The sequence below is a fragment of the Bartonella sp. HY328 genome (assembly GCF_025449335.1).
Classification (GTDB): Bacteria; Pseudomonadota; Alphaproteobacteria; order Rhizobiales; family Rhizobiaceae; genus HY038.
Genome location: NZ_CP104883.1, coordinates 219,834 through 239,224 on the forward strand (window position 1 = coordinate 219,834; position 19,391 = coordinate 239,224).

Genomic DNA, 19,391 nt, shown 5'->3' on the forward strand with positions numbered 1-19,391 from the left:
GTTTCTAATTCTGAATAGTCCTGCTTTTACTTTATCATCCGGAGAATATCTATGAACGCTATGCCAATATTGCCAAAACAATTTCAAGATCAAGATATTGCCTTTAGCTATTGGATGAAGGAAGCGCCTAATGATACCTTTGTCGTCACTGCCTTTGCGGTCGATGAAGCAATCTTTGGCATGACGAAGATTGAAGTCATGCTGTCAAGCAGTGATGATAATATTGATTTGCAAGCCTTGCTTGATAGTCCTGGCACTTTAACCGTGCATCATAAATATATGGACACTTTGCGTCACTTTTCCGGCGTTGTGGTGGAAGCTGAGCGCGGTGACAGAGGTCATCACCGTACCGCCTATCGTCTTGTGCTTATGCCAAGTCTTTATCGTTTGGATCATGGTTCTGATTGCTGTATCTTCCAGACCAAGAAAGTTGACGACATTGTACAAGAGATATTCTCCAAGCATGGCATTGACAATGTTACATGGGATATTGATAAAAGCTCTCATGATGCGCGTGAATATTGCGTGCAATATCGCGAAAGCCATCTTGGCTTTGTTGAACGTATTTTGGCTGAAGAAGGCATTTTCTATTACTTTGAGCATGACAAGGAAGGGATTTTAAAGCTTATCATCTCCGATAAGCCCAATGTTTTACATGATTGCCCAGGCTTAAAAGAGATTGAATATAATTCTCTCTCATCAGGCTCCGTCAAAGGACTATTTTGCTCATCGCTTTCCTATCGGGAGAAATTGCGCGCCACAACCGTTGTGCAGCGCGATTATACCTTCAAGAACCCAGTTTATAATCAGGAGCATAAGGAAAAGACCGCAAACCCCAATGGCGAAAAGCATGATTATGAGCTTTATGATTATCCAGGTCGCTATAAGAAGGATAGTGCCGGTAAAGCCTTCACCCGTTATAAGCTAGAAGCAACCCGTGTTGATGCGTCACTTGGCTATGGTGTTTCCAATGCACCGCATTTGCTTACCGGCCATGCAATTACATTGTTTGAGCATCCTGATGATCGGTTAAACCAGAAATGGCGTTTGCTCACCATTCGTCATGAGGGTGTGCAGCCGCAAGCATGGGGCGAGGATGCACAAGGGATAGGCATGGCTGATACCGGCATTGTGGCGCCTGGTTTGCATGGTACAACGCTGTCAGGCCTTAGTTTTGGCACGACCTCATCGCAAAGCCCTAACTTGCTCACCCAGAGCTTAAACCGCCGTATGGGGCTAGCCATTGCCGGCAACAATAATGGATCAGATAACGCCACCGTCTATGCCAATGCCTTTGCCGTTCAACCCTCGCATTTGCCTTACCGCGCCCCGCAAACCAACAAGCCACTCATCGATGGCCCACAGATAGCAACGGTTGTGGGGCCAGAGGGCGAAGAAATCCACACCGATGAATATGGCCGCGTCAAGGTCCACTTCCCATGGGATAGACGCAAAACTTTTAAATCAAAGCCATCACCGGATCAAAATGATAAATCTCCGGAAACAATCGATTCATCATGCTGGGTAAGGGTGAGTCAAATATGGGGTGGTGGCAAATATGGTGGAATGGTACTACCACGTATTGGCCATGAGGTGATTGTAGATTTTTTAGAGGGTGATCCAGATCAGCCGATCATTACTGGGCGGACATATCATGCAATCAACAAACCACCGTACAATCTGCCTAAAGATAAGACCAAGATGGTTATACGGTCTAATACGCATAAAGGAGAGGGCTTTAACGAGCTATCGTTTGAAGATGATGCAGGAAGAGAAAAAATTTATATCCATGGTCAAAAAGATCAAGAGGTTCACATAGAGAATAATCGATCAAAACGTATAGATAACAATCAATTTGAATCCATCGGTAATAATAAATCTATTGTCGTTGGCAATAATCATCATGAGGTTATTAGTGGTAATATGACCCTAATGGTTGGACCTAATAAAATACAAAGCTTTTTTACTAAAAAATTTAAAGCTTTAACTTCTAAAATAGGTGACTTAGCTGATAAACTTGGACTTCCAGATGCTTTAAACATGGGAGAAGGTAATATGATTATTGGAGTAGCAAAAAATAAAGCAGAAACTGTCATGCTTTCATCAACTGAAATAGTTGGAGCAGGTAAAGCTACAACTGTAGGGGGCGGTTATCAAGTTGTAGTTGGAGGGATTCATAATGTTACTGTCGGTATTGGAGCATATGAGGAAGTAGGCCAAAATAAAGTTACTGTGGTTGGTAAACAATATGAAATTGTTTGTGGTAAATCCAAAATATTAATGACTGAAGATGGTGTTATATCATTACAGGGAACTAAAATCCTAATAGATGGAAATGATATTATTAGAGCTAATTCAAAAGAAGTAAAAATTAATTGAGGTCGCAATGTATTTTGATGATGAAGCTTGGGTTACTCGTGGTCGAAAAAGAAAAGTTTATAGAGATCGTATGCGTGAAAAGTTTTTTAAAGAAACAGGTTTAAAAAAACTTAGTGATACTCAGGATATGGAAGGTGCACCACAGAAGCAACGTATTTATACTGTCACTTTGATGAACCTTTCGCGCAAAGGCATAGTGAAAAACGATATTACTGAAATCTGTACCAAAATGGCAAAAGAGCTAAAAAAGCTAGGTTTAGGTACAGGAGTAATGGGTGATGTTGCAAAGACAAAAGAGGATCTTTCGCAATATACCATGAAAAATCTAAGAGATTTTTTTGTGTCCCCCGCTTTTTTTGATTAGAACTGGTATTTTAAAATGAGCGAAACTGCACCAGTACAACAAAAGCCTATTAGTCTTTTAAACGAAGCTAAACGCATATTTAAAGGCCGTAATAATGTTGACATGACTTTTAATGAATTTTTGCTTCACGCTGAAAAAGATAAACAACAATATTTTTTAGAGCGCTTGAAAGAATATCAGGCCATGCTTCACGTTATAGGCCTTCTCGCGGGTGTTATTGGAACAGAGAAAGAGCAAAAAGATCTTCGTGATGCGGTTATGAAAGCGATAGAAGATTATATAAAGACTATAAAAATTACAGAAGCTGATAAAAATACAGTTTATTTTGAAACTGTAGGGGGAGAAGGCGATGGATACCTAGCAATCTCTTGGCTAATTTCTGATTTATTTGGTCTTGAAGGTACAAAAAAACAACTTGAGGATGCTGGGCGAACAAATCATGAAGCTAATCAAGTAATAAGCCAAATAGTAAAAGATTTCATATACTCACTTTGGAATTCATTAAAAAAATGGTGGGAAGATTTTTGGAAAATTTATGAGACTGAAGGATTATTAATAGCGATTAATCGTTTGAAAATAGATGTTGTTTTTTTCGTAGCAGAAACGGCACTTGATATTGGTATATCGGTCGCTTTAGCTGGCGCTGGAGCAGCTGTAGCCGCAGCTCTTAAAGGTTTACGTTTTATTGGACAAAGAGTTGGTCGAACAGTTACACGTGTTATTATTAAAGCTATTCCAGATAAACCGCATAGCCATCAATTAGATAAAGTTCTAAAAGAAATATCTATTGATGATGTTAATTTAGATCCTAGTCTCAAAAAACTAATTAATGAAGAAAAATTAGGCGGTGCAAGTCCAATTGATGATATTTCAAAACGACAACATTCTAAACCAGATTTTAAGAAAACTACTTTGGTAAAAGGAAAAAACGTTGCAGATATTAAATATCATCCAGTTAGTAAACGTCCTATAGAAGTTAAAGCTACAATAAGAGAAGATTTTGGAGGTGGTAAAAGAAATGATAATGCAACAAAAATTGGTAAAGAGTTTGGTGATGGTAATGACGATGGTGGACATTTAACCGCGCATCGATATTTTAAAGATTCACCTGATGAAAGTATTGCTCCGCAGCATGTTAAAACAAATCGTAGCGCCTTTAAAATGATGGAAAATGAATGGGGTGATTGGCTAAAGTATGGTAGACGTAATAATAAAGATATAGAGATAAAGTATGTAATAAAAACAGATCCACCAGGAGCTGAAAGACCAAAGAAATTTTATGGAGAGTATGAGGTTTTTGAAAGAGATAAACTCAATCCGAAAGAATGGGTTAGTGTTAGAAAAAAAGTTATTAATATAACGAATGATGAACATGCAAGCTTTAATCGTGTTATGTTCAGAACGGATAACAAAGGTAATTTTACCCCTATGAAGTAAGGTATAAATTTATGACAATTGAAAATGATATTGTAAACGATATAGGTGCTATTATGTTTAGAAGTGCTAAACAAAGTGCTTTTAGAATGTCGGGTAATGAAGATGAATGGGATTATGGTGTCTATGTTTTTACTGAAGGAAGTGGAGATATAGCTTTGTATTTTAAAAAGAAATACATAAGTTACAGTTTTGGAGATGAATTGCTTGACATATTAAATTTGTTTGAAAATTTTAGAGATATCACTCGCGTGGACGGTGATAAACCGTGGCTAAAATGTAAGGCGGCTATCCGTAAAAGTGATCGCCAATTAAAAATGTTATTTGAATTTGATGATTTAAAAAAATGGTCAATTGGTCCAAATAACTTAGATAAACAATATGAAATATTACTTGGTGATATTTTTCCAGAAGCATTAGAAATACAACCTTAATAATTTTTTGCTGTAGGAAAATATGGATATTATATGTAAATACGCCATTCCTAGGATTTTTTTTCAGCATTGGGATAAGGACGGAAAAGAATTTGGTGTTCTTATCGTAAAAGCTGATTTCCACATTAATGAAAATCATTTTGCTTTATTAAAGGAGGAGCAGAATAGTTTTATATTTGATGATATATATTGGGGAGATATTGGGACTAGTTCACTAAAATATGAAAGTGAATTGGCACCATTTAAGCCTAAAACAGACATTATGTTTAATGCTATCGCTCGTTCGCCTAACAATGAACAATGTAAATATTGGCAGGTTGGAATAAAAATTGATGATTTGTTATTTTATCAATTTTCTGTTTTTGGAAAACGTGTAATCTCAAGCAACCAAACCCCTTTAGGTAGAAGTTGGCAACTATCAGAGATTGAGCCAATAACAGAAATTCCTTTACAATATGAATATGCTTTTGGAGGCACTATAGCTTGTTCTGAGCACGAACAAAATTATTGTCGATATAACCCCGTTGGTACGGGTTTGTTAAGCAATTTTATTTTAAATCAAGATAATCCTATCTTTGCTCCACAAATCGGAATTTTTGCAGAACTTAATAATTATAAACCAGGTGACGAACTTGTTGTATGTGGAATTTCTCCCATTGCCAAGGGGTGGTATCCTCGTCTTAATTTAGCTGGAACGTTTGATCAAAAATGGCAGCAACAACGGCATCCTTTAGTTCCAGAGGATTTTGACTTTAATTATTGGAATGCAGCTCCAACAGTATTACAAATAACACCTTATTTAAAAGGAAACGAAACTATAACCGCTTACGGAATGTTTCATGAAAAGCAAGAATATTCTTTCTGTTTACCTGGCGTTCAATTAATTTGTGCAATAAAAATAAAGAATAATGTAAATATTCAAATTGAAAAAATGAACTTAGATACAGTATATTGTGATATTTCATCAGATAATTTTATTAAACACAGTATGACTATAACATGGAGAAAAATATTTTCTTATTACGAAGAAATAGAAAATATTAATATTAATATCTCAAGAATTATTAATCCGAATATTTGAGGACAGAAAATGACACAAGATGCATTAAGATTTACTTCTGAAACAAATATGATTAGTTGTCTTTCTCCTTGTGTTTGTCTTACGCCTGTTGCAGGAGCAATAGTTCCAATTCCTTATATGATTTTTTCAAAATTAAATTGGAGTAAAAAGACAATAGAGAATGTTACATTTGGCGGCGAACAAGCTTTTACAATGGATAGCCGAACCAATAAAGTTATAGGCAATGAACCTGGTGTAAAGGGGGGGATTATTTCTGGAGTTAATAGAGGATGGTGTCGCCCGCAATCAAATAAATCTAATTTTTATGTAAATGGTAAGCAGGTAATACAGCACGATTGCATTTTTGAAATGAATTGTAATGGACCAGACGGGCCTTCAAATACCATTGGAAAAATTATGTACTATGATAAATAACTTTAAAAATTAACCAAATTTTGTTTTCCATAAAGGTGAAGATGTTGTAATTACAACAGGGACTGGAAGCGATAAGGGAACGGTTATCACAGCCTAAAGTTCGACAGGAAGTAAAGGGGAAACTGGAGCCAGTACCTTAGATGGGCTAGCAGCGGACAAAGGAGGAGCTATAACCGTCGAAATGATAACGGGTATTGGTATTCCTAAACTAAGTGGTAGCTTCTTACCTCCCGCAACACGAATAGATTTGAATTAAAAAAATAACGTTTTTGAGAAAAGTTAATTTTGATAATGAATAGATGTTTTTCTGCAGCTTAATTTTATTAAAAATCATTCTTAAAATTACACTTCAAAAACGCAATTGTGCTATTTCTAAGCTTTGTGCCTGTTTCTTTCCTGAAATACGCTCTATAATCAATGCAGAAGGCAATAGAAACGACTTTACAACCATGAGGCTAGTCTTGTCACTAGGTGTGATGCACTAGGAACATTTTTGAGAAATTTGCTTTGATAAGTAAAAAATGCTACCATCAACGAAACTAATTTTGAGTTCATCAGCGCCATGCATCACGCATCAATATTTAATTATACTTTTTTGAACAATCAAAAATTGTGGCTAATTGTGGCTAATTGCGGCCAAATATATTTAATAATGACATTAAAGCTTTAAAACTAAGCTCAGGGGCTATTAATTTTGGGGATTCCCATTTTAGCTAATTTATGATTCATTTGTGTTACGGAGATAACCAATGAGTGATTTATTTTTATTGAGGGAAGGTCAGATGGCGCGGATATCGCTTTATTTTCCATTGTCCCATGGGGTAGCACGTGTTGGTGATATGCGCATTATCAGTGGGATTGACTATGTTATCAAGCATAGCTTGCAATGGAAAGATGCTCCTAAGGATTATGGCCTACATAAAACACTTTATAACTGCCTTTTTCGCTAGAGGCGATTGGGTGTGTTTGATCGTATCTTTGCAGTGCTCTCTGGGGAAGATCCAAAACCTCAGCATATTATCATTGATGCAACCCACCTTAAGGCACACCGCACAGCAGCCAGCCTGCTTAAAAAGGGGATGTTACCCGCAGTATCGGACGCATTAAAGGAGGGCGGAATTCAAAACTCCATACAGTCTGCGATAAAGATGGAAAGCCGATATGCCTGTTATTATCGTAAGGTGAGATGAGTGACCACAAAGGTGCAGCTCTTTTGTTACCTGTTTTGCCTGATGCGCAAGAACTCATTGCTGATAAAGGTATTGACACAGATTGGTTTAGGCAAGCCTTGCTTGACAGAAACATCCAGCCTTGCATTCCTCCCCGAAAGGGTAAAACAACAATTATCTTCTTTGACAAAACAATCTACAAATTACGTCATAAAATTGAAAACTTGTTTGCAAAACTCAAAGATTGGCCGGCCTATAGCTACAAGATTTGACAGATGTGCTCATACTTTCTTTTCACCGATATGTATCGCTGCGGCCGTCATCTTCTATTTTAATTAATGAGTCCTGCCCATAAACCGACCTGCCGTCACGACATAAACTTCAAATCTAATGTCACAAAAAAACCCGCTAAAAAGCGGGTTTTCTTAAATTTATGTAAAGCAAGGATTAGTCTTGGTCTTGCTTCTTAAGAGCTGCGCCAAGAATATCGCCAAGAGAAGCACCAGAATCTGCTGAACCATATTGAGCAACAGCTTCTTTTTCTTCAGCAATTTCAAGAGCCTTGATAGATACTGAAATCTTACGGGTCTTCTTATCAAATGCTGTTACACGAGCATCGATTTTCTGACCAACGCTGAAGCGTTCTGGACGTTGTTCTTCACGGTCACGAGCAAGGTCTGCACGACGAATGAAAGCATCAAGATCATGATCAACAAGCTTCACATCAAGACCAGTTTCTTGAACGCCAGTAACTTCACAAGTTACAACGGCATTCTTACGAAGATCGCCAGAAGCAGCAGCTTCGCCAACTTTATCTTCAGAAAGCTGTTTAATGCCAAGAGAAATACGTTCTTTCTCAACATCAACATCAAGAACAACAGCCTTTACAGTGTCACCCTTTGAGAATTCTTCGATAACTTGTTCGCCTGGACGGTTCCAATCAAGATCAGAAAGGTGAACCATGCCATCAACATCGCCTTCAAGGCCGATGAAGAGACCAAATTCAGTCTTGTTCTTAACTTCGCCTTCAACGATTGTACCAACAGGGAATTTGTCAGCAAATGCGTTCCATGGGTTTTCAAGAGTTTGCTTGAGGCCAAGTGAAATACGACGCTTAACAGGATCAACTTCCAACACAACCACTTCAACTTCCTGCGAAGTTGAAAGGATTTTACCTGGATGTACGTTTTTCTTGGTCCAGCTCATTTCTGAAACGTGGATAAGACCTTCAATACCTGGTTCGATTTCAACAAATGCACCGTAATCAGTGATGTTGGTAACAGCGCCAGAGATCTTTTTGCCAACTGGATATTTTGCACCAATGCCATCCCAAGGATCGCTTTCAAGCTGCTTCATGCCGAGTGAAATACGATGAGTATCTTGGTTGATACGGATAATCTGTACCTTAACAGTTTGGCCAATGGTGAGGATTTCTGAAGGATGGTTAACACGGCGCCATGCCATGTCGGTCACATGCAACAAGCCATCAATGCCACCAAGATCAACGAATGCACCGTAATCGGTGATATTCTTGACCACACCATCAACAACCTGACCTTCTTCAAGGTTCTGAACGATTTCAGAGCGTTGTTCTGCACGGCTTTCTTCAAGAACGGTACGGCGTGACACGACGATATTGCCGCGACGACGATCCATTTTCAAGATTTCAAATGGCTGTGGGTTGTGCATCAAAGGTGTAACATCGCGGATTGGGCGAATGTCAACTTGGCTGCGTGGCAAGAAGGCAACCGCACCATCAAGATCAACGGTGAAACCACCCTTAACTTGACTGAAGATTGTACCATCAACGCGCTGACCAGCATTGAATTTTTCTTCCAAACGGATCCAGCTTTCTTCACGGCGCGCTTTTTCGCGCGAAAGAACAGCTTCACCCATGGCGTTTTCAATACGCTCTACGTAAACTTCTACTTCATCGCCTGGCTTTAATGAGCCATCTTTAGCTTTTAAGCCAAATTCCTTCAAAGGAATACGGCCTTCAACTTTAAGACCTGCATCAATGATAGCCATATCTTTTTCAATGGCGATGATGCGGCCCTTAACAACATTACCTTCTGCAAGGTCTTGTTTTTGGAAAGATTCAGCTAATAGGGCTTCAAAATCTTCGGTGCTTGGATTGGATAGTGACATAAAAACTCCTGAATGTGCTTTAGATATTTCAAAGCACAAGGCGCCGGGGGTTGGTGTTGAACAAATATGGCAAAAATCCTTTGATCCATAAAATGGATACCGGCGCAGGATCTACCATGGAAAATTTGCGTATGAGCTAGCCAGATAAGAAACCATAAAATTTTTCTTAAAAAGAAATAACTATAATGATGTATCAATCACTTGGCATGCTGTTACAAACGCTGTTTCTATACTCAATTTTGTTGTATCTAGCAAGTAGGCATCTTGCGCTTGTTTAAGTGGCCCCTCAGCTCTATTGCTATCACGGGCATCACGCTCAATAAGATCCGTTTCAATTTGGGTCAAATCTGCGCTGCCACCACGCGCAACTATCTCATCAAAACGCCGCTTTGCTCGCACTTCAACCAAGGCAGTTACAAAAAATTTGACCGTTGCATCAGGGCAAACGACCGTGCCAATATCACGGCCATCAAGCACAGCACCAGCACCATTTTTTGCAAATTGACGCTGTGCATTAACCAAAGCACGGCGTAATTTTGGAAAAACCGCTATTTTTGATGCAGCTTCACCGATCAAGTGATTCGATAAAATAGCCCTATCCATTTTTGAAAAGTCAACGCTTTCAGCAGTTTTAATCACCGTTTCTTCATCATCAAGGGGTAAATTATCTTCCAGCATTTTATGGGCAACGGCGCGATAAGTAAGCCCCGTATCCAAATGTGGTAATTGATAATGCTCGGCAATCATTCGCGCCAGCGTTCCCTTACCAGAAGCTGCCGGTCCATCAATGGCAATGATCAAGGTTTTTTCTGTATTGTTATTTACTGACATTCTAAATCCGCTCCAAGATTGCCCATAAGTGTCATAAATTCAGGGAAACTTGTGGCAATCATTGTGCTATCATCAACACTTACTGGCTTTTGGCTAGCGCAGCCCATTACAAGAAAGCTCATGGCGATACGGTGGTCAAGATGAGTTGCAACTTTGCCGCCGCCAAGGCCTTTGCCTTCTGGTACGCCCGCAACAATTAAATAATCTTCACCCTCTTCGCAAACAACATTATTGGCTTTTAGACCAGCAGCAACCGCCGCAAGGCGATCAGATTCCTTAACCCGCAATTCTTCTAAGCCCGGCATAATTGTTCGCCCTTGTGCAAAAGAAGCGGCGATGCTTAAAACTGGATATTCGTCAATCATCGATGGTGCACGTTCAGCTGGAACCGTAACGCCGCGCAAATCAGACGAGCGCACACGCAAATCTGCAACATCTTCACCGCCGGTTTGCCGTTCATTCATTAATTCAATATTAGCGCCCATTTCCAACAATGTGGTGATAAGTCCAGTTCTGGTTGGATTCATCAAAACATTGCGAATGATAATATCAGAACCCGGAACAATTAATGCTGCAACAATGGGAAAAGCCGCAGAAGAGGGGTCGCCCGGTACATTTATGGTTTGGCCGGTTAATTTGCCTTGCCCTGCTAGGCGAATAATCCGCTCACCATTATCGGCAATTTCTACCTCAAGATCAGCACCAAAACCACGCAACATTTTTTCCGTATGGTCGCGGGTCATCACTGGCTCGATCACTGTTGTAATGCCCGGAGTATTAAGCCCTGCAAGAAGAACGGCCGATTTTACCTGTGCCGATGCCATAGGTACACGATAGGTAATGGGATTAGCGGTTTTGGGGCCAATCAATGTCAAAGGCATTTTATCGCCTTCACTTGCTTCCACTTGCACCCCCATGAGGCGTAGCGGATCAAGCACGCGTCCCATTGGCCGGCGACTTAAGGAAGCATCACCAATGAAACTTGTTTTCATGTCATAAGTGCCAACCAACCCCATAGTAAGGCGTGCGCCCGTACCGGCATTGCCAAAATCTAAAGGTTGTTGCGGCTCTAATAATGCGCCATTGCCTGTGCCATGAATGATCCATTCATCACCTTCATGCCTAATTTGCGCCCCCATAGCGGCAAAAGCTTTACCGGTATTTAAAACATCTTCGCCTTCCAAAAGCCCAGTAATACGCGTTTCGCCGCTAGCAAGCGCGCCAAACATAAAAGAGCGATGCGAAATGGATTTATCGCCAGGAATATGCACTTCACCCTTAAGGGCACGACATTGATTGGAAACCATTGGCACAGGTTTAAGATCTGAAGACATGATGTTTTAAGCTTTATATTGAAGTGAAAACAGAATAATGCGCAAGTTAGCTATTTTAACTGCTGAGTGCAATGCTTAAAAAGACGTTCACAAATTTAAATAGCGATAGGCATTTATAGGCAATCTACCATTAAAAGCGTTAGTTTATCTAATAAGGGTTACCAACATTGTTGTGAATAATAAAAATATCATTTTTTATCTTTGACAAATTATCAAAATTGCGCTTAACCAACAGCCAACTCTTTGCCAAAAAGGCAAAATCAATTGGCTTATTTGAAAAAAACAAACAAGCTTTGGTAAAATTATTGCAGTCTGGGTTTTTTTGTGCTTGTGATACACTAAATACAACACAAATTGTTCCCTTTAACTTTTAAGAGGCTTGCTTATGGCAAAACCTGAATTAGGCACCAAACGCATCGATCCTGAAACAGGCAAGAAATTTTACGATCTTAATCGTGATCCTATTGTTTCGCCTTATACCGGAATTTCTTATCCCCTTTCTTATTTCGAAGCATCAGCTGAAGCTAAGGGTGAAGAAGAAGAAACTGAAGAAGAAGGCCTTGATACAGCTCTCGAAAAGCCAGAATTCATCTCACTTGATGATGATGACAAAGATGACGATCTGCCAGATCTTGGCGATGATGATGTTGATCTTGGCGATGACGATGACACATTCTTGGCCGATGACGATGATGACGAAGATGATGATGTTGCTGGCATTATTGTTGGCGGCGTTAATGATGAAGACGACATCTAAGATAGCTTAATTAACTATTTAATTTATAATGCCCAGCTGTATTTTATAGCTGGGCATTTTTATATCATGCCCAGATTTTGCGTTTTTGTGAAAGCTGTTTCTTTTATCTTGCCCACGGAAATGAAGGCAATTGCTAAACTACACAAAAAGCCGAGAACCAACCCCCAAACCCAGTATGGCGATTTAGGTAAAGAAATAATAAATTCAATATATTCTGACCAGTCGGGTAAAAAAATACCGCATGTAAATATTACAATCATCAAAGTAACGACTGTTCCACGCCATTTTGCAAAGCAATTCTCAACCAGTAGAACCAATGGGACTGTACTTAACACCGAGCCAGCTAAAATAACCCATACACCCAATAGCACGATGACAATAGAATAATCACTATTCGTCGCAATAACTAAATTTAAAATGCAAACTAAAATAATAAAAATAAAAGTCACCCAAAAACTGTACCTTATAACTGGTTTTCGACCAATAACATCAGACCATCTTGCAAAGCCAAGAGTTGAAATTATCAAAATCAAACTTGAAGAACCAAAAGACACAGAAAACAAAAAATCTTGGGAAAGATTGTTACTATATAACAAGATTATCAAACTAAACAAAGGTAATAGAAATAAAAATTGGGCAAGACCTATAAAAGCCAAAACGTGATTTATTTTTTTGGTTAAATCTATGGGCGCAATTTTAGCCAAAGAGATAAGATTACTGTTATTGACCCTATCTGGCTTTTTTAAGCAGAATATGCGTAGAACAACCAAGATAGCTGATAAAATTACACAGAAAAGCCAAATGGAAACATCTTCAAAAATTATTGTAATAATTTTTTGTGAATAAATTGGAATGCCTAAGAATAGTAAAGCATAAATAATATCAAGCAGAAGATTAAAACATAAAACCCGCTTTAATTGAAATTTATGCAAATTGATAGCATAGCGATTAAATACGAGACGTACCCCCAAAAGCGATGTGATGAGTAATAGGAGTAACAAAAATTGAAAAAAATTTAAATAAATGGCGGTTAGGATGAAACTTACACTAAAAGCGCGATATCCCTTATCACTAGTCTCAATGAGATAAGATAAAGAAACTGCAAGCTCGTCACAATAAAATGCAAAAATAGTGATTTTCGCTAAATTGATAATGATTGATGCAATGGTTAACGGCACCAATCCTTCCACTATTACAAAAATAACTAGTGACATTAATAGCAAAAAAATGCATTAAAAACTAAAATAGCTTTGCGGTAATAGTAATCAGAGATAGAGACTAAAACAACAGCACCGATAAGTATAACAACAAAGAAAAGCGGCGCTGGAATTTGCCATATTTCTATATCAAGGGGAATAGAAAATGCGTGCTTATTATCTGCGATACTTCCAAATATTGTTAAATAGTTATGAAACAAAAATATGCCTAAAACTATTGCTAGAATTGGCATAAAGGATTTTTGTAGCTGATCCAATCTACTCCCCCAAGTTAGCTTATTTAATGCTGCGCAATTTATATCCCATGTCAAAGACATATGGGAATAAAAATTGCTATAAATCATGCATTTCTTTGTTTAATATTGCCATAATAGTGCTAATAAGGGTTAATTGAAAATATTGGCCGCCAAAGTTCGCCTCTATAAATATAATAAAGCGCATGGAGTTACAAAATGACCAGCAATGTTGCCTTAACCGGTCTTGCCCGTGATCTTAAAGAACACGCCAAAACGGGCAAGCCTATCCGCATTGGTCTTGTTGGTTGTGGAGAAATGGGCACCGATCTTTTAGCTGGCGTCGCGCAAATGGATGGTATTGAAGTAGCAGCTGTTGCAACACGCACGCCATCAAAAGTTATACAAGCCGCTGAAATTGCTTGGCAAGAAAAAGGTCACGCGAAAGAAGTTGAAAATAACGCTGCTATGAGCGCGGCAATTGAAGCAGGACTTACCGCAGCGACCGGTGATCTTGATTTAATGTTGAATAACGAGCTTATTGATATTGTTGTTGATGCTACTGGCTATCCTGAAGCAGGGGCTGAAATTGGCATTAAAACATTGGAAAACAACAAGCATCTTGTGATGATGAATGTTGAAGCGGATGTAACAATTGGCCCCTATTTGAAATATGAAGCCGATAAGCGTGGCTTGATTTATAGTTTGGGCGCTGGTGATGAGCCATCATCTTGCATGGAGCTTATCGAATTTGTGTCCGCCCTTGGCCATCCAATTGTCGCCGCAGGTAAGGGCAAAAATAATCCCTTAAAATTTGATGCTATTCCCGATGATTATGAAGAAGAAGCTTCTCGTCGAGATATGAATGTGCGAATGCTGGTTGAATTTATTGATGGCTCTAAAACCATGGTGGAAATGGCAGCCATTGCTAATGCAACTGGCCTTGTGCCTGATTGTGCGGGCATGCACGGCCCCAAAGCCAGCGTAAAGGAACTAAGCAACGTGCTTATTCCAAAAAGCGATGGCGGTATTTTGCAAAAAAGCGGTGTAGTTGATTACAGTATCGGCCAAGGCGTTTCACCCGGGGTTTTTGTTGTGGCTAAAATGGACCATCCACGTATTCATGAACGCTTGCGAGATTTAAAAGTGGGCGAGGGGCCTTATTTTACTTTTCATCGCCCCTATCATTTAACCGCTATGGAAGTGCCCCTTACTTGCGCCCGCGTCATGCTTTATGACAAAGCCGATATGGTGCCTTTACCGCGCCCAGTTGCGGAAGTTTGTGCTGTCGCTAAAAAAGACCTAATGCCGGGTGACAAGCTTGATTTTATTGGTCTTTATACCTATCGCGCTTATATTATGACCATGGATGATGCCAAGAAAAACCATGCAATTCCTTGCGGTCTGTTAGAAGGCGCAAGCGTCACTGCACCAATTAAGCAAGGTGAATTGATAACCCATAAAAACGCAACTATACGCGAAGACCAGTGGATTGCAAAATTACGCAAACGCCAAGATGACCTTTTAAAAAGCGGTGCTTTAAGTTAATATAAAAACTAGTAATGCGGCGGCCGTGTAATAGGAATAGAGGGCTGTATTTGCTCTTCAACATTTAAAAAACGCTCGGTCAAACGATCGAGCTTCCTTTGCATGGCATCAATGATCTTCCATTGCTCGGTCAATGTGGTTGATAAATCATCAATCATCTTTTCTTGCTCGGTAATTCGGCATTGCAGAGCAATTATATCTTTTTCCATTATTTTTTGGTGCCTTAGTAAAAATTTCATTAAGTGAACACTTATCATTAAAAAGCCCATCCAATCAATAATTTACAACTCAAATAAATTATCAGTATTGAGCATAAATATCACATTAGAGCGTTTTTAAAAAAAGTATGAAGCGGTTTTTCGACCAAAAACGCGGTGTAAACAATGGATTAGAGCGCCGATCTGATCCATTCAGATCAAAATGCGCTCTAAACTTGGTACTTTGATAAATTTCGAAAGCAAACCATTGATATAATTTAATTATTTTCACAAACCTGTGAAAGCACACACGCGCTCGTGACTTGCTAAACCTCAATTAAAGGATCAAATATAGCACATCAGTTTTGCTTAGAGCGCATTTCGATCTGATTGGATCAGATCGGCGCTCTAATCCATTGTTTACACCGCATTTTTTGTCCGAAAACCGCTTCACACTTTTCGGAAAACGCTCTAAATATTTAACAAAAAAACCAAGACAGATTTTAAGTAAAACAAGCTGATCAATAAAAATACAAATCTTAAAAAATTAAGTTTGCAAATATCAGCATTGATAAAATGGAGAAAAAAATGAAAAAACTTATCTTTATCACTGCAACTGTTTTAAGTTTAACTGCAACAAGTGCCTTTGCTGGTAGCAGAGCCTTTGGTGATGGTAGCCGTGAAAATAGCTATATTACTGGCCAACACGTCACTGCACCAGTTGCAGACAATGTAAAAAATCCCGCTAGGTTCTATCGCGGTGACCATTCCATTGAAGATAATTATTATATTGGCCGCCATATGAACTCACCAATTGAGCATACAAATTCCATCATGGATAATTTACCTCATTTTGGTGACGGTTCGCCTGCAAACCAACAATCCTAATGCAAATAAATTGCTGCTATAGCAAAAGCCCTTTTGACGAATCCAAAAGGGCTTTTTAAAAGCATTATTTTTTATCAATTATCTTCGGTTTTGGCATACCAAAGAGCCTTAGGCCCAATTTTTTCAAGCAATGCCATATGGGCGGCTTTTTCGTCATCGGTTAATAAGGGCGCTAAAAATTTTGGCCGCGGTGGAAGAGTAATAACATTTTGGTCTTTATTGCTTTTGCTCGCATTGCTACTTTTATTGTCAGCAGCAAGCCCCAAAGCACCCTGTTTACCACCGATGAGTTCAATATAGACATCTGCCAAAATTTCAGAGTCGAGCAATGCGCCATGCAATGTGCGGTGACTATTTTCAATACCATAACGCTTACAAAGCGCATCCAGCGAATTGGGGCCCATTGGGTGTTTACGCCGCGCCAAGGCAAGCGTATCAATAATACGGTCAACACTAATCGGCAATTGGCCGATACGATCCAATTCAGCATTAATAAAACCAAGATCGAACATCGCATTATGGGCTACCAATTTTGCGCCATCGCAAAAGGCCAAAAATTCATCAACAATATCACTAAATTTAGGCTTATCTGCCAGCATTTCATTGGAAATACCATGCACGGCCAAAGCATCTGGATGAACAGCCTTACCTTGCGGATTAAGATAGACATGGAATGTGCGTCCGGTCAAAAATCGGTTTTCCATTTCAACGCAACCAATTTCAATCACCCTGTCGCTGGTCTTATCAAGACCTGTGGTTTCCGTATCAAATATAATCTCACGCATTTTTTGTATTTTCCGTTAGGGTCTTTATAATATTTTGTACCGCTTGTTCTGCTGCAATTAAACCTTGGCTGCTATCAATGATAAAATCAGCGCGAGCGCGTTTTTCACTATCAGGCATTTGACGATTTAAAATGGCGGCAAATTTTTCCTCACTCATATTTTCACGGGCAAGAACACGAGTTCTTTGTATATCATACGGCGCACTAACAACAGCAATTTTATCAACACGGCTTTCACCACCTGTTTCAAAAAGCAATGGAATATCAAGCACAACTAGTTTTTCGCGATTATCTTGATGTAATTTTATAAAATCTTGCTCTTTTTTACGCACTAGCGGATGAATAATTGCTTCAAGTTTTTTCAAATTATCGCTATTGCCAACCACGTAAGATGATAGATTTTGCCGCGAAACCTCACCATTAATCACTGTATTGGGGAAAGCTTCTTCAATAAGACTTAATGCAGGTTCTTCAAGGTAAAGCTGATGCACTGCCTCATCGGAACTATAAACCGCAATGCCATATTTTTTAAAAAAGGCAGCGGTTGTACTTTTTCCCATGCCGATAGAACCAGTTAACCCCAAAATAATCATGCAATTACCTGTCTTTTTCACCCATTGATTGCAAGATGCTCGCCCGTAATTCTGATGTGACGCTTGGCTTTACACCAAACCAGCGCTCAAATCCGGGAATTGCTTGATGCAATAACATACCAATACCATCAACGGTTTTAAGCCCTTCTTGCGCAGCAGCCTTCAAAAAAGGTGTATTAAGCGGCGTATAAACAATATCATTAATAATAACATCGCGGCGCGCTCGTTTAAAGTCGATAGGCATCACATTTGCATCTTGTTGATGATTTTCAAGTCCCAAGGAGGTAGTATTAACGATGAGATCTGCCGCTTGCACATGATCGTTCATATCTTGCCAATCAATCACATCGACATCATTATTAAAATGCACCATTAAATTTTCTGCCCGCGATTTTGTGCGATTACTTAACATAATCTTTTTAAATCCGCGCTCTCGCAAGGCATGGATAATTGCGCGGCTGGCACCACCAGCACCAATCACCAATGCGCAATCTCCCGCCCAATCATCGACGAAATCATCAAGATTTTTGGCAAAACCATAGGAATCGCTATTTGATCCCCAAAGCACATCACCTTCAAACCATAAGGTATTAGCCGCCCCAATTTCATTGGCTAAATCATCACGTCGATCTACCAAATCATGAGCCATTTCCTTATGGGGAATAGTAACATTACCGCCGCTAAAACCGCTTTGCCGTAAATTTTCAATAAAAATTTTGAAATTATCAGGCGCAATCTCAATCGGATCATAGCTGCCTTCTATTTCATGAAATTTAAGCCAATGGCGATGGATTTGCGGTGACCGCGAATGTTTAATAGGATAGCCGGTGACGAAAGCCTTTGAAAATTCACGCATTTATAATCCCCAATTGGCGTAATTTATTTAATAATGGAATAAGCGGCAAACCAATAATGGTAAAATAATCGCCATCAATCTTATCAAATAATTGAATACCTTCTCCCTCAATTTGATAAGCACCAACACTTGACAGCACCTTATTGCCAACCCGCTCCAGATAATAGCCAATAAAACTTGGCTCTAAAATGCGCACATGCATGTTAGCTGTTTCAACGCTACTCCAAATTATTTCTTGGTTTTTTACCAAAACAATACCACTATGAAGATGATGGACCTTGCCCGACATCGCCATTAACCGCCGCCGTGCTTCTTCCATGTCTTTTGGCTTATGGATAACATCACCATCAAGTTCTAATGTTTGATCGCAGCCAATAACAAGCGCATTAGGAAAGCGCTTTGAAACATCACACGCTTTGGCAAGGCTCAAAATTTCAGCCAATTTTTTAGGGCTAACCGCACCTATGTCCCGCTCAACCACACGTTCATCAAGCTGTGCACCCTCAATAGCAATGGAAAGGCCGGCATTTTTTAAAAGACCTGCACGAAATGGACTAAGAGATGCTAAAATAAGATTATCTGTCATGAAAAACCACTAAGGAATTAAACATTAGGCGACTTGTGCCAACAGATTTAATCTTTAACGATTATCTTTTTGCAAAACAATTAAAATATCTAAAGATAGGACCGATTTAATAATGCTAATTTTAAAAACAGTGTATTTTGCATT

General features: G+C 39.2%; 19 protein-coding genes and 1 pseudogene. 10 read left to right on the top strand and 10 right to left on the bottom strand.

All coding sequences use genetic code 11. The features are described from left to right. The first annotated feature begins 51 nt into the window (after window positions 1-51). From N5852_RS00875 to N5852_RS00905, 7 genes and pseudogenes are all read left to right on the top strand, one after another. Window positions 52-2,379 (top strand): type VI secretion system Vgr family protein, encoded by a 2,328-nt coding sequence (locus N5852_RS00875; RefSeq protein ID WP_315973226.1) that lies wholly within the window; start codon window positions 52-54, stop codon window positions 2,377-2,379. Window positions 2,380-2,386: 7 nt separating this feature from the next. Beyond that, window positions 2,387-2,743, top strand: a complete 357-nt coding sequence (locus N5852_RS00880; protein WP_262098496.1) for a hypothetical protein — start codon at window positions 2,387-2,389, stop codon at window positions 2,741-2,743. Between the two features lie 15 nt (window positions 2,744-2,758). Further along, complete coding sequence (locus tag N5852_RS00885) at window positions 2,759-4,180, top strand: DNA/RNA non-specific endonuclease (RefSeq protein WP_262098497.1); 1,422 nt, start codon at window positions 2,759-2,761, stop codon at window positions 4,178-4,180. A gap of 11 nt (window positions 4,181-4,191) precedes the next feature. Then, complete coding sequence (locus N5852_RS00890) at window positions 4,192-4,611, top strand: antitoxin YezG family protein (RefSeq protein ID WP_262098498.1); 420 nt, start codon at window positions 4,192-4,194, stop codon at window positions 4,609-4,611. Between the two features lie 22 nt (window positions 4,612-4,633). Continuing rightward, window positions 4,634-5,692 (top strand): DUF2169 family type VI secretion system accessory protein, encoded by a 1,059-nt coding sequence (locus N5852_RS00895; protein WP_262098499.1) that lies wholly within the window; start codon window positions 4,634-4,636, stop codon window positions 5,690-5,692. 9 nt (window positions 5,693-5,701) lie between these two features. After that, on the top strand, window positions 5,702-6,106 hold the full coding sequence (locus N5852_RS00900; protein ID WP_262098500.1) for a DUF4150 domain-containing protein: 405 nt from the start codon (window positions 5,702-5,704) through the stop codon (window positions 6,104-6,106). A 749-nt stretch (window positions 6,107-6,855) separates the two neighbouring features. Next, window positions 6,856-7,614 (top strand): annotated as a pseudogene (locus tag N5852_RS00905) (IS5 family transposase). 108 nt (window positions 7,615-7,722) lie between these two features. Here N5852_RS00905 and rpsA read toward each other — a convergent pair. The 3 genes from rpsA to aroA all read right to left on the bottom strand — a co-directional run bounded on the left by rpsA (window position 7,723) and on the right by aroA (window position 11,588). Further along, window positions 7,723-9,423, bottom strand: a complete 1,701-nt coding sequence (gene rpsA, locus N5852_RS00910) for a 30S ribosomal protein S1 (protein WP_182418152.1) — start codon at window positions 9,421-9,423, stop codon at window positions 7,723-7,725. A 180-nt stretch (window positions 9,424-9,603) separates the two neighbouring features. Beyond that, window positions 9,604-10,254, bottom strand: coding sequence for a (d)CMP kinase (gene cmk, locus N5852_RS00915; protein WP_262098501.1), 651 nt, complete (start codon window positions 10,252-10,254; stop codon window positions 9,604-9,606). Then, a complete protein-coding gene (gene aroA / locus N5852_RS00920; protein WP_262098503.1) occupies window positions 10,245-11,588 on the bottom strand; it encodes a 3-phosphoshikimate 1-carboxyvinyltransferase in 1,344 nt (447 codons plus the stop codon). The genes cmk and aroA overlap by 10 nt, the downstream gene beginning before the upstream one ends. Window positions 11,589-11,973: 385 nt before the next feature. Here aroA and N5852_RS00925 point away from each other — a divergent pair, with 385 nt between their 5' ends. After that, window positions 11,974-12,345, top strand: coding sequence for a TIGR02300 family protein (locus N5852_RS00925; protein ID WP_262098504.1), 372 nt, complete (start codon window positions 11,974-11,976; stop codon window positions 12,343-12,345). A gap of 59 nt (window positions 12,346-12,404) precedes the next feature. Here N5852_RS00925 and N5852_RS00930 read toward each other — a convergent pair whose 3' ends face one another. Beyond that, window positions 12,405-13,523, bottom strand: coding sequence for a hypothetical protein (locus N5852_RS00930; protein WP_262098506.1), 1,119 nt, complete (start codon window positions 13,521-13,523; stop codon window positions 12,405-12,407). 35 nt (window positions 13,524-13,558) lie between these two features. Continuing rightward, entirely contained in the window at window positions 13,559-13,819 is a 261-nt protein-coding gene (locus N5852_RS00935) for a hypothetical protein (protein WP_262098507.1), read from the bottom strand. A gap of 195 nt (window positions 13,820-14,014) precedes the next feature. Between N5852_RS00935 and N5852_RS00940 the strand changes: the two genes are divergently transcribed. After that, window positions 14,015-15,343 (top strand): NAD(P)H-dependent oxidoreductase, encoded by a 1,329-nt coding sequence (locus N5852_RS00940; protein ID WP_262098508.1) that lies wholly within the window; start codon window positions 14,015-14,017, stop codon window positions 15,341-15,343. Window positions 15,344-15,351: 8 nt separating this feature from the next. Here the strand turns inward: N5852_RS00940 and N5852_RS00945 are convergent, their stop codons facing one another. After that, the gene (locus tag N5852_RS00945) at window positions 15,352-15,552 is read right to left on the bottom strand and encodes a SlyX family protein (protein ID WP_262098509.1); all 201 of its coding nucleotides are present in this window, start codon (window positions 15,550-15,552) and stop codon (window positions 15,352-15,354) included. A gap of 576 nt (window positions 15,553-16,128) precedes the next feature. On the opposite strand from N5852_RS00945, the gene N5852_RS00950 reads away from it, so the two are divergent. Then, window positions 16,129-16,428, top strand: a complete 300-nt coding sequence (locus tag N5852_RS00950) for a hypothetical protein (RefSeq protein ID WP_262098510.1) — start codon at window positions 16,129-16,131, stop codon at window positions 16,426-16,428. A gap of 74 nt (window positions 16,429-16,502) precedes the next feature. Here the strand turns inward: N5852_RS00950 and dnaQ are convergent, their stop codons facing one another. From dnaQ to N5852_RS00970, 4 genes are read right to left on the bottom strand one after another with little or no spacing between them, the layout of a single operon-like run. Further along, window positions 16,503-17,213 (bottom strand): DNA polymerase III subunit epsilon, encoded by a 711-nt coding sequence (dnaQ, locus tag N5852_RS00955; protein WP_262098511.1) that lies wholly within the window; start codon window positions 17,211-17,213, stop codon window positions 16,503-16,505. Next, entirely contained in the window at window positions 17,206-17,805 is a 600-nt protein-coding gene (gene coaE, locus N5852_RS00960) for a dephospho-CoA kinase (RefSeq protein WP_262098512.1), read from the bottom strand. Before coaE ends, dnaQ begins: the two co-directional genes overlap by 8 nt. Before the next feature lie 4 nt (window positions 17,806-17,809). Next, window positions 17,810-18,661: a shikimate dehydrogenase gene (locus N5852_RS00965; RefSeq protein WP_262098513.1), complete on the bottom strand. Its 852-nt coding sequence runs from the start codon at window positions 18,659-18,661 to the stop codon at window positions 17,810-17,812. Continuing rightward, window positions 18,654-19,247, bottom strand: a complete 594-nt coding sequence (locus N5852_RS00970) for a Maf-like protein (protein ID WP_262098514.1) — start codon at window positions 19,245-19,247, stop codon at window positions 18,654-18,656. The genes N5852_RS00965 and N5852_RS00970 overlap by 8 nt, the downstream gene beginning before the upstream one ends. Window positions 19,248-19,391: the final 144 nt, after the last annotated feature.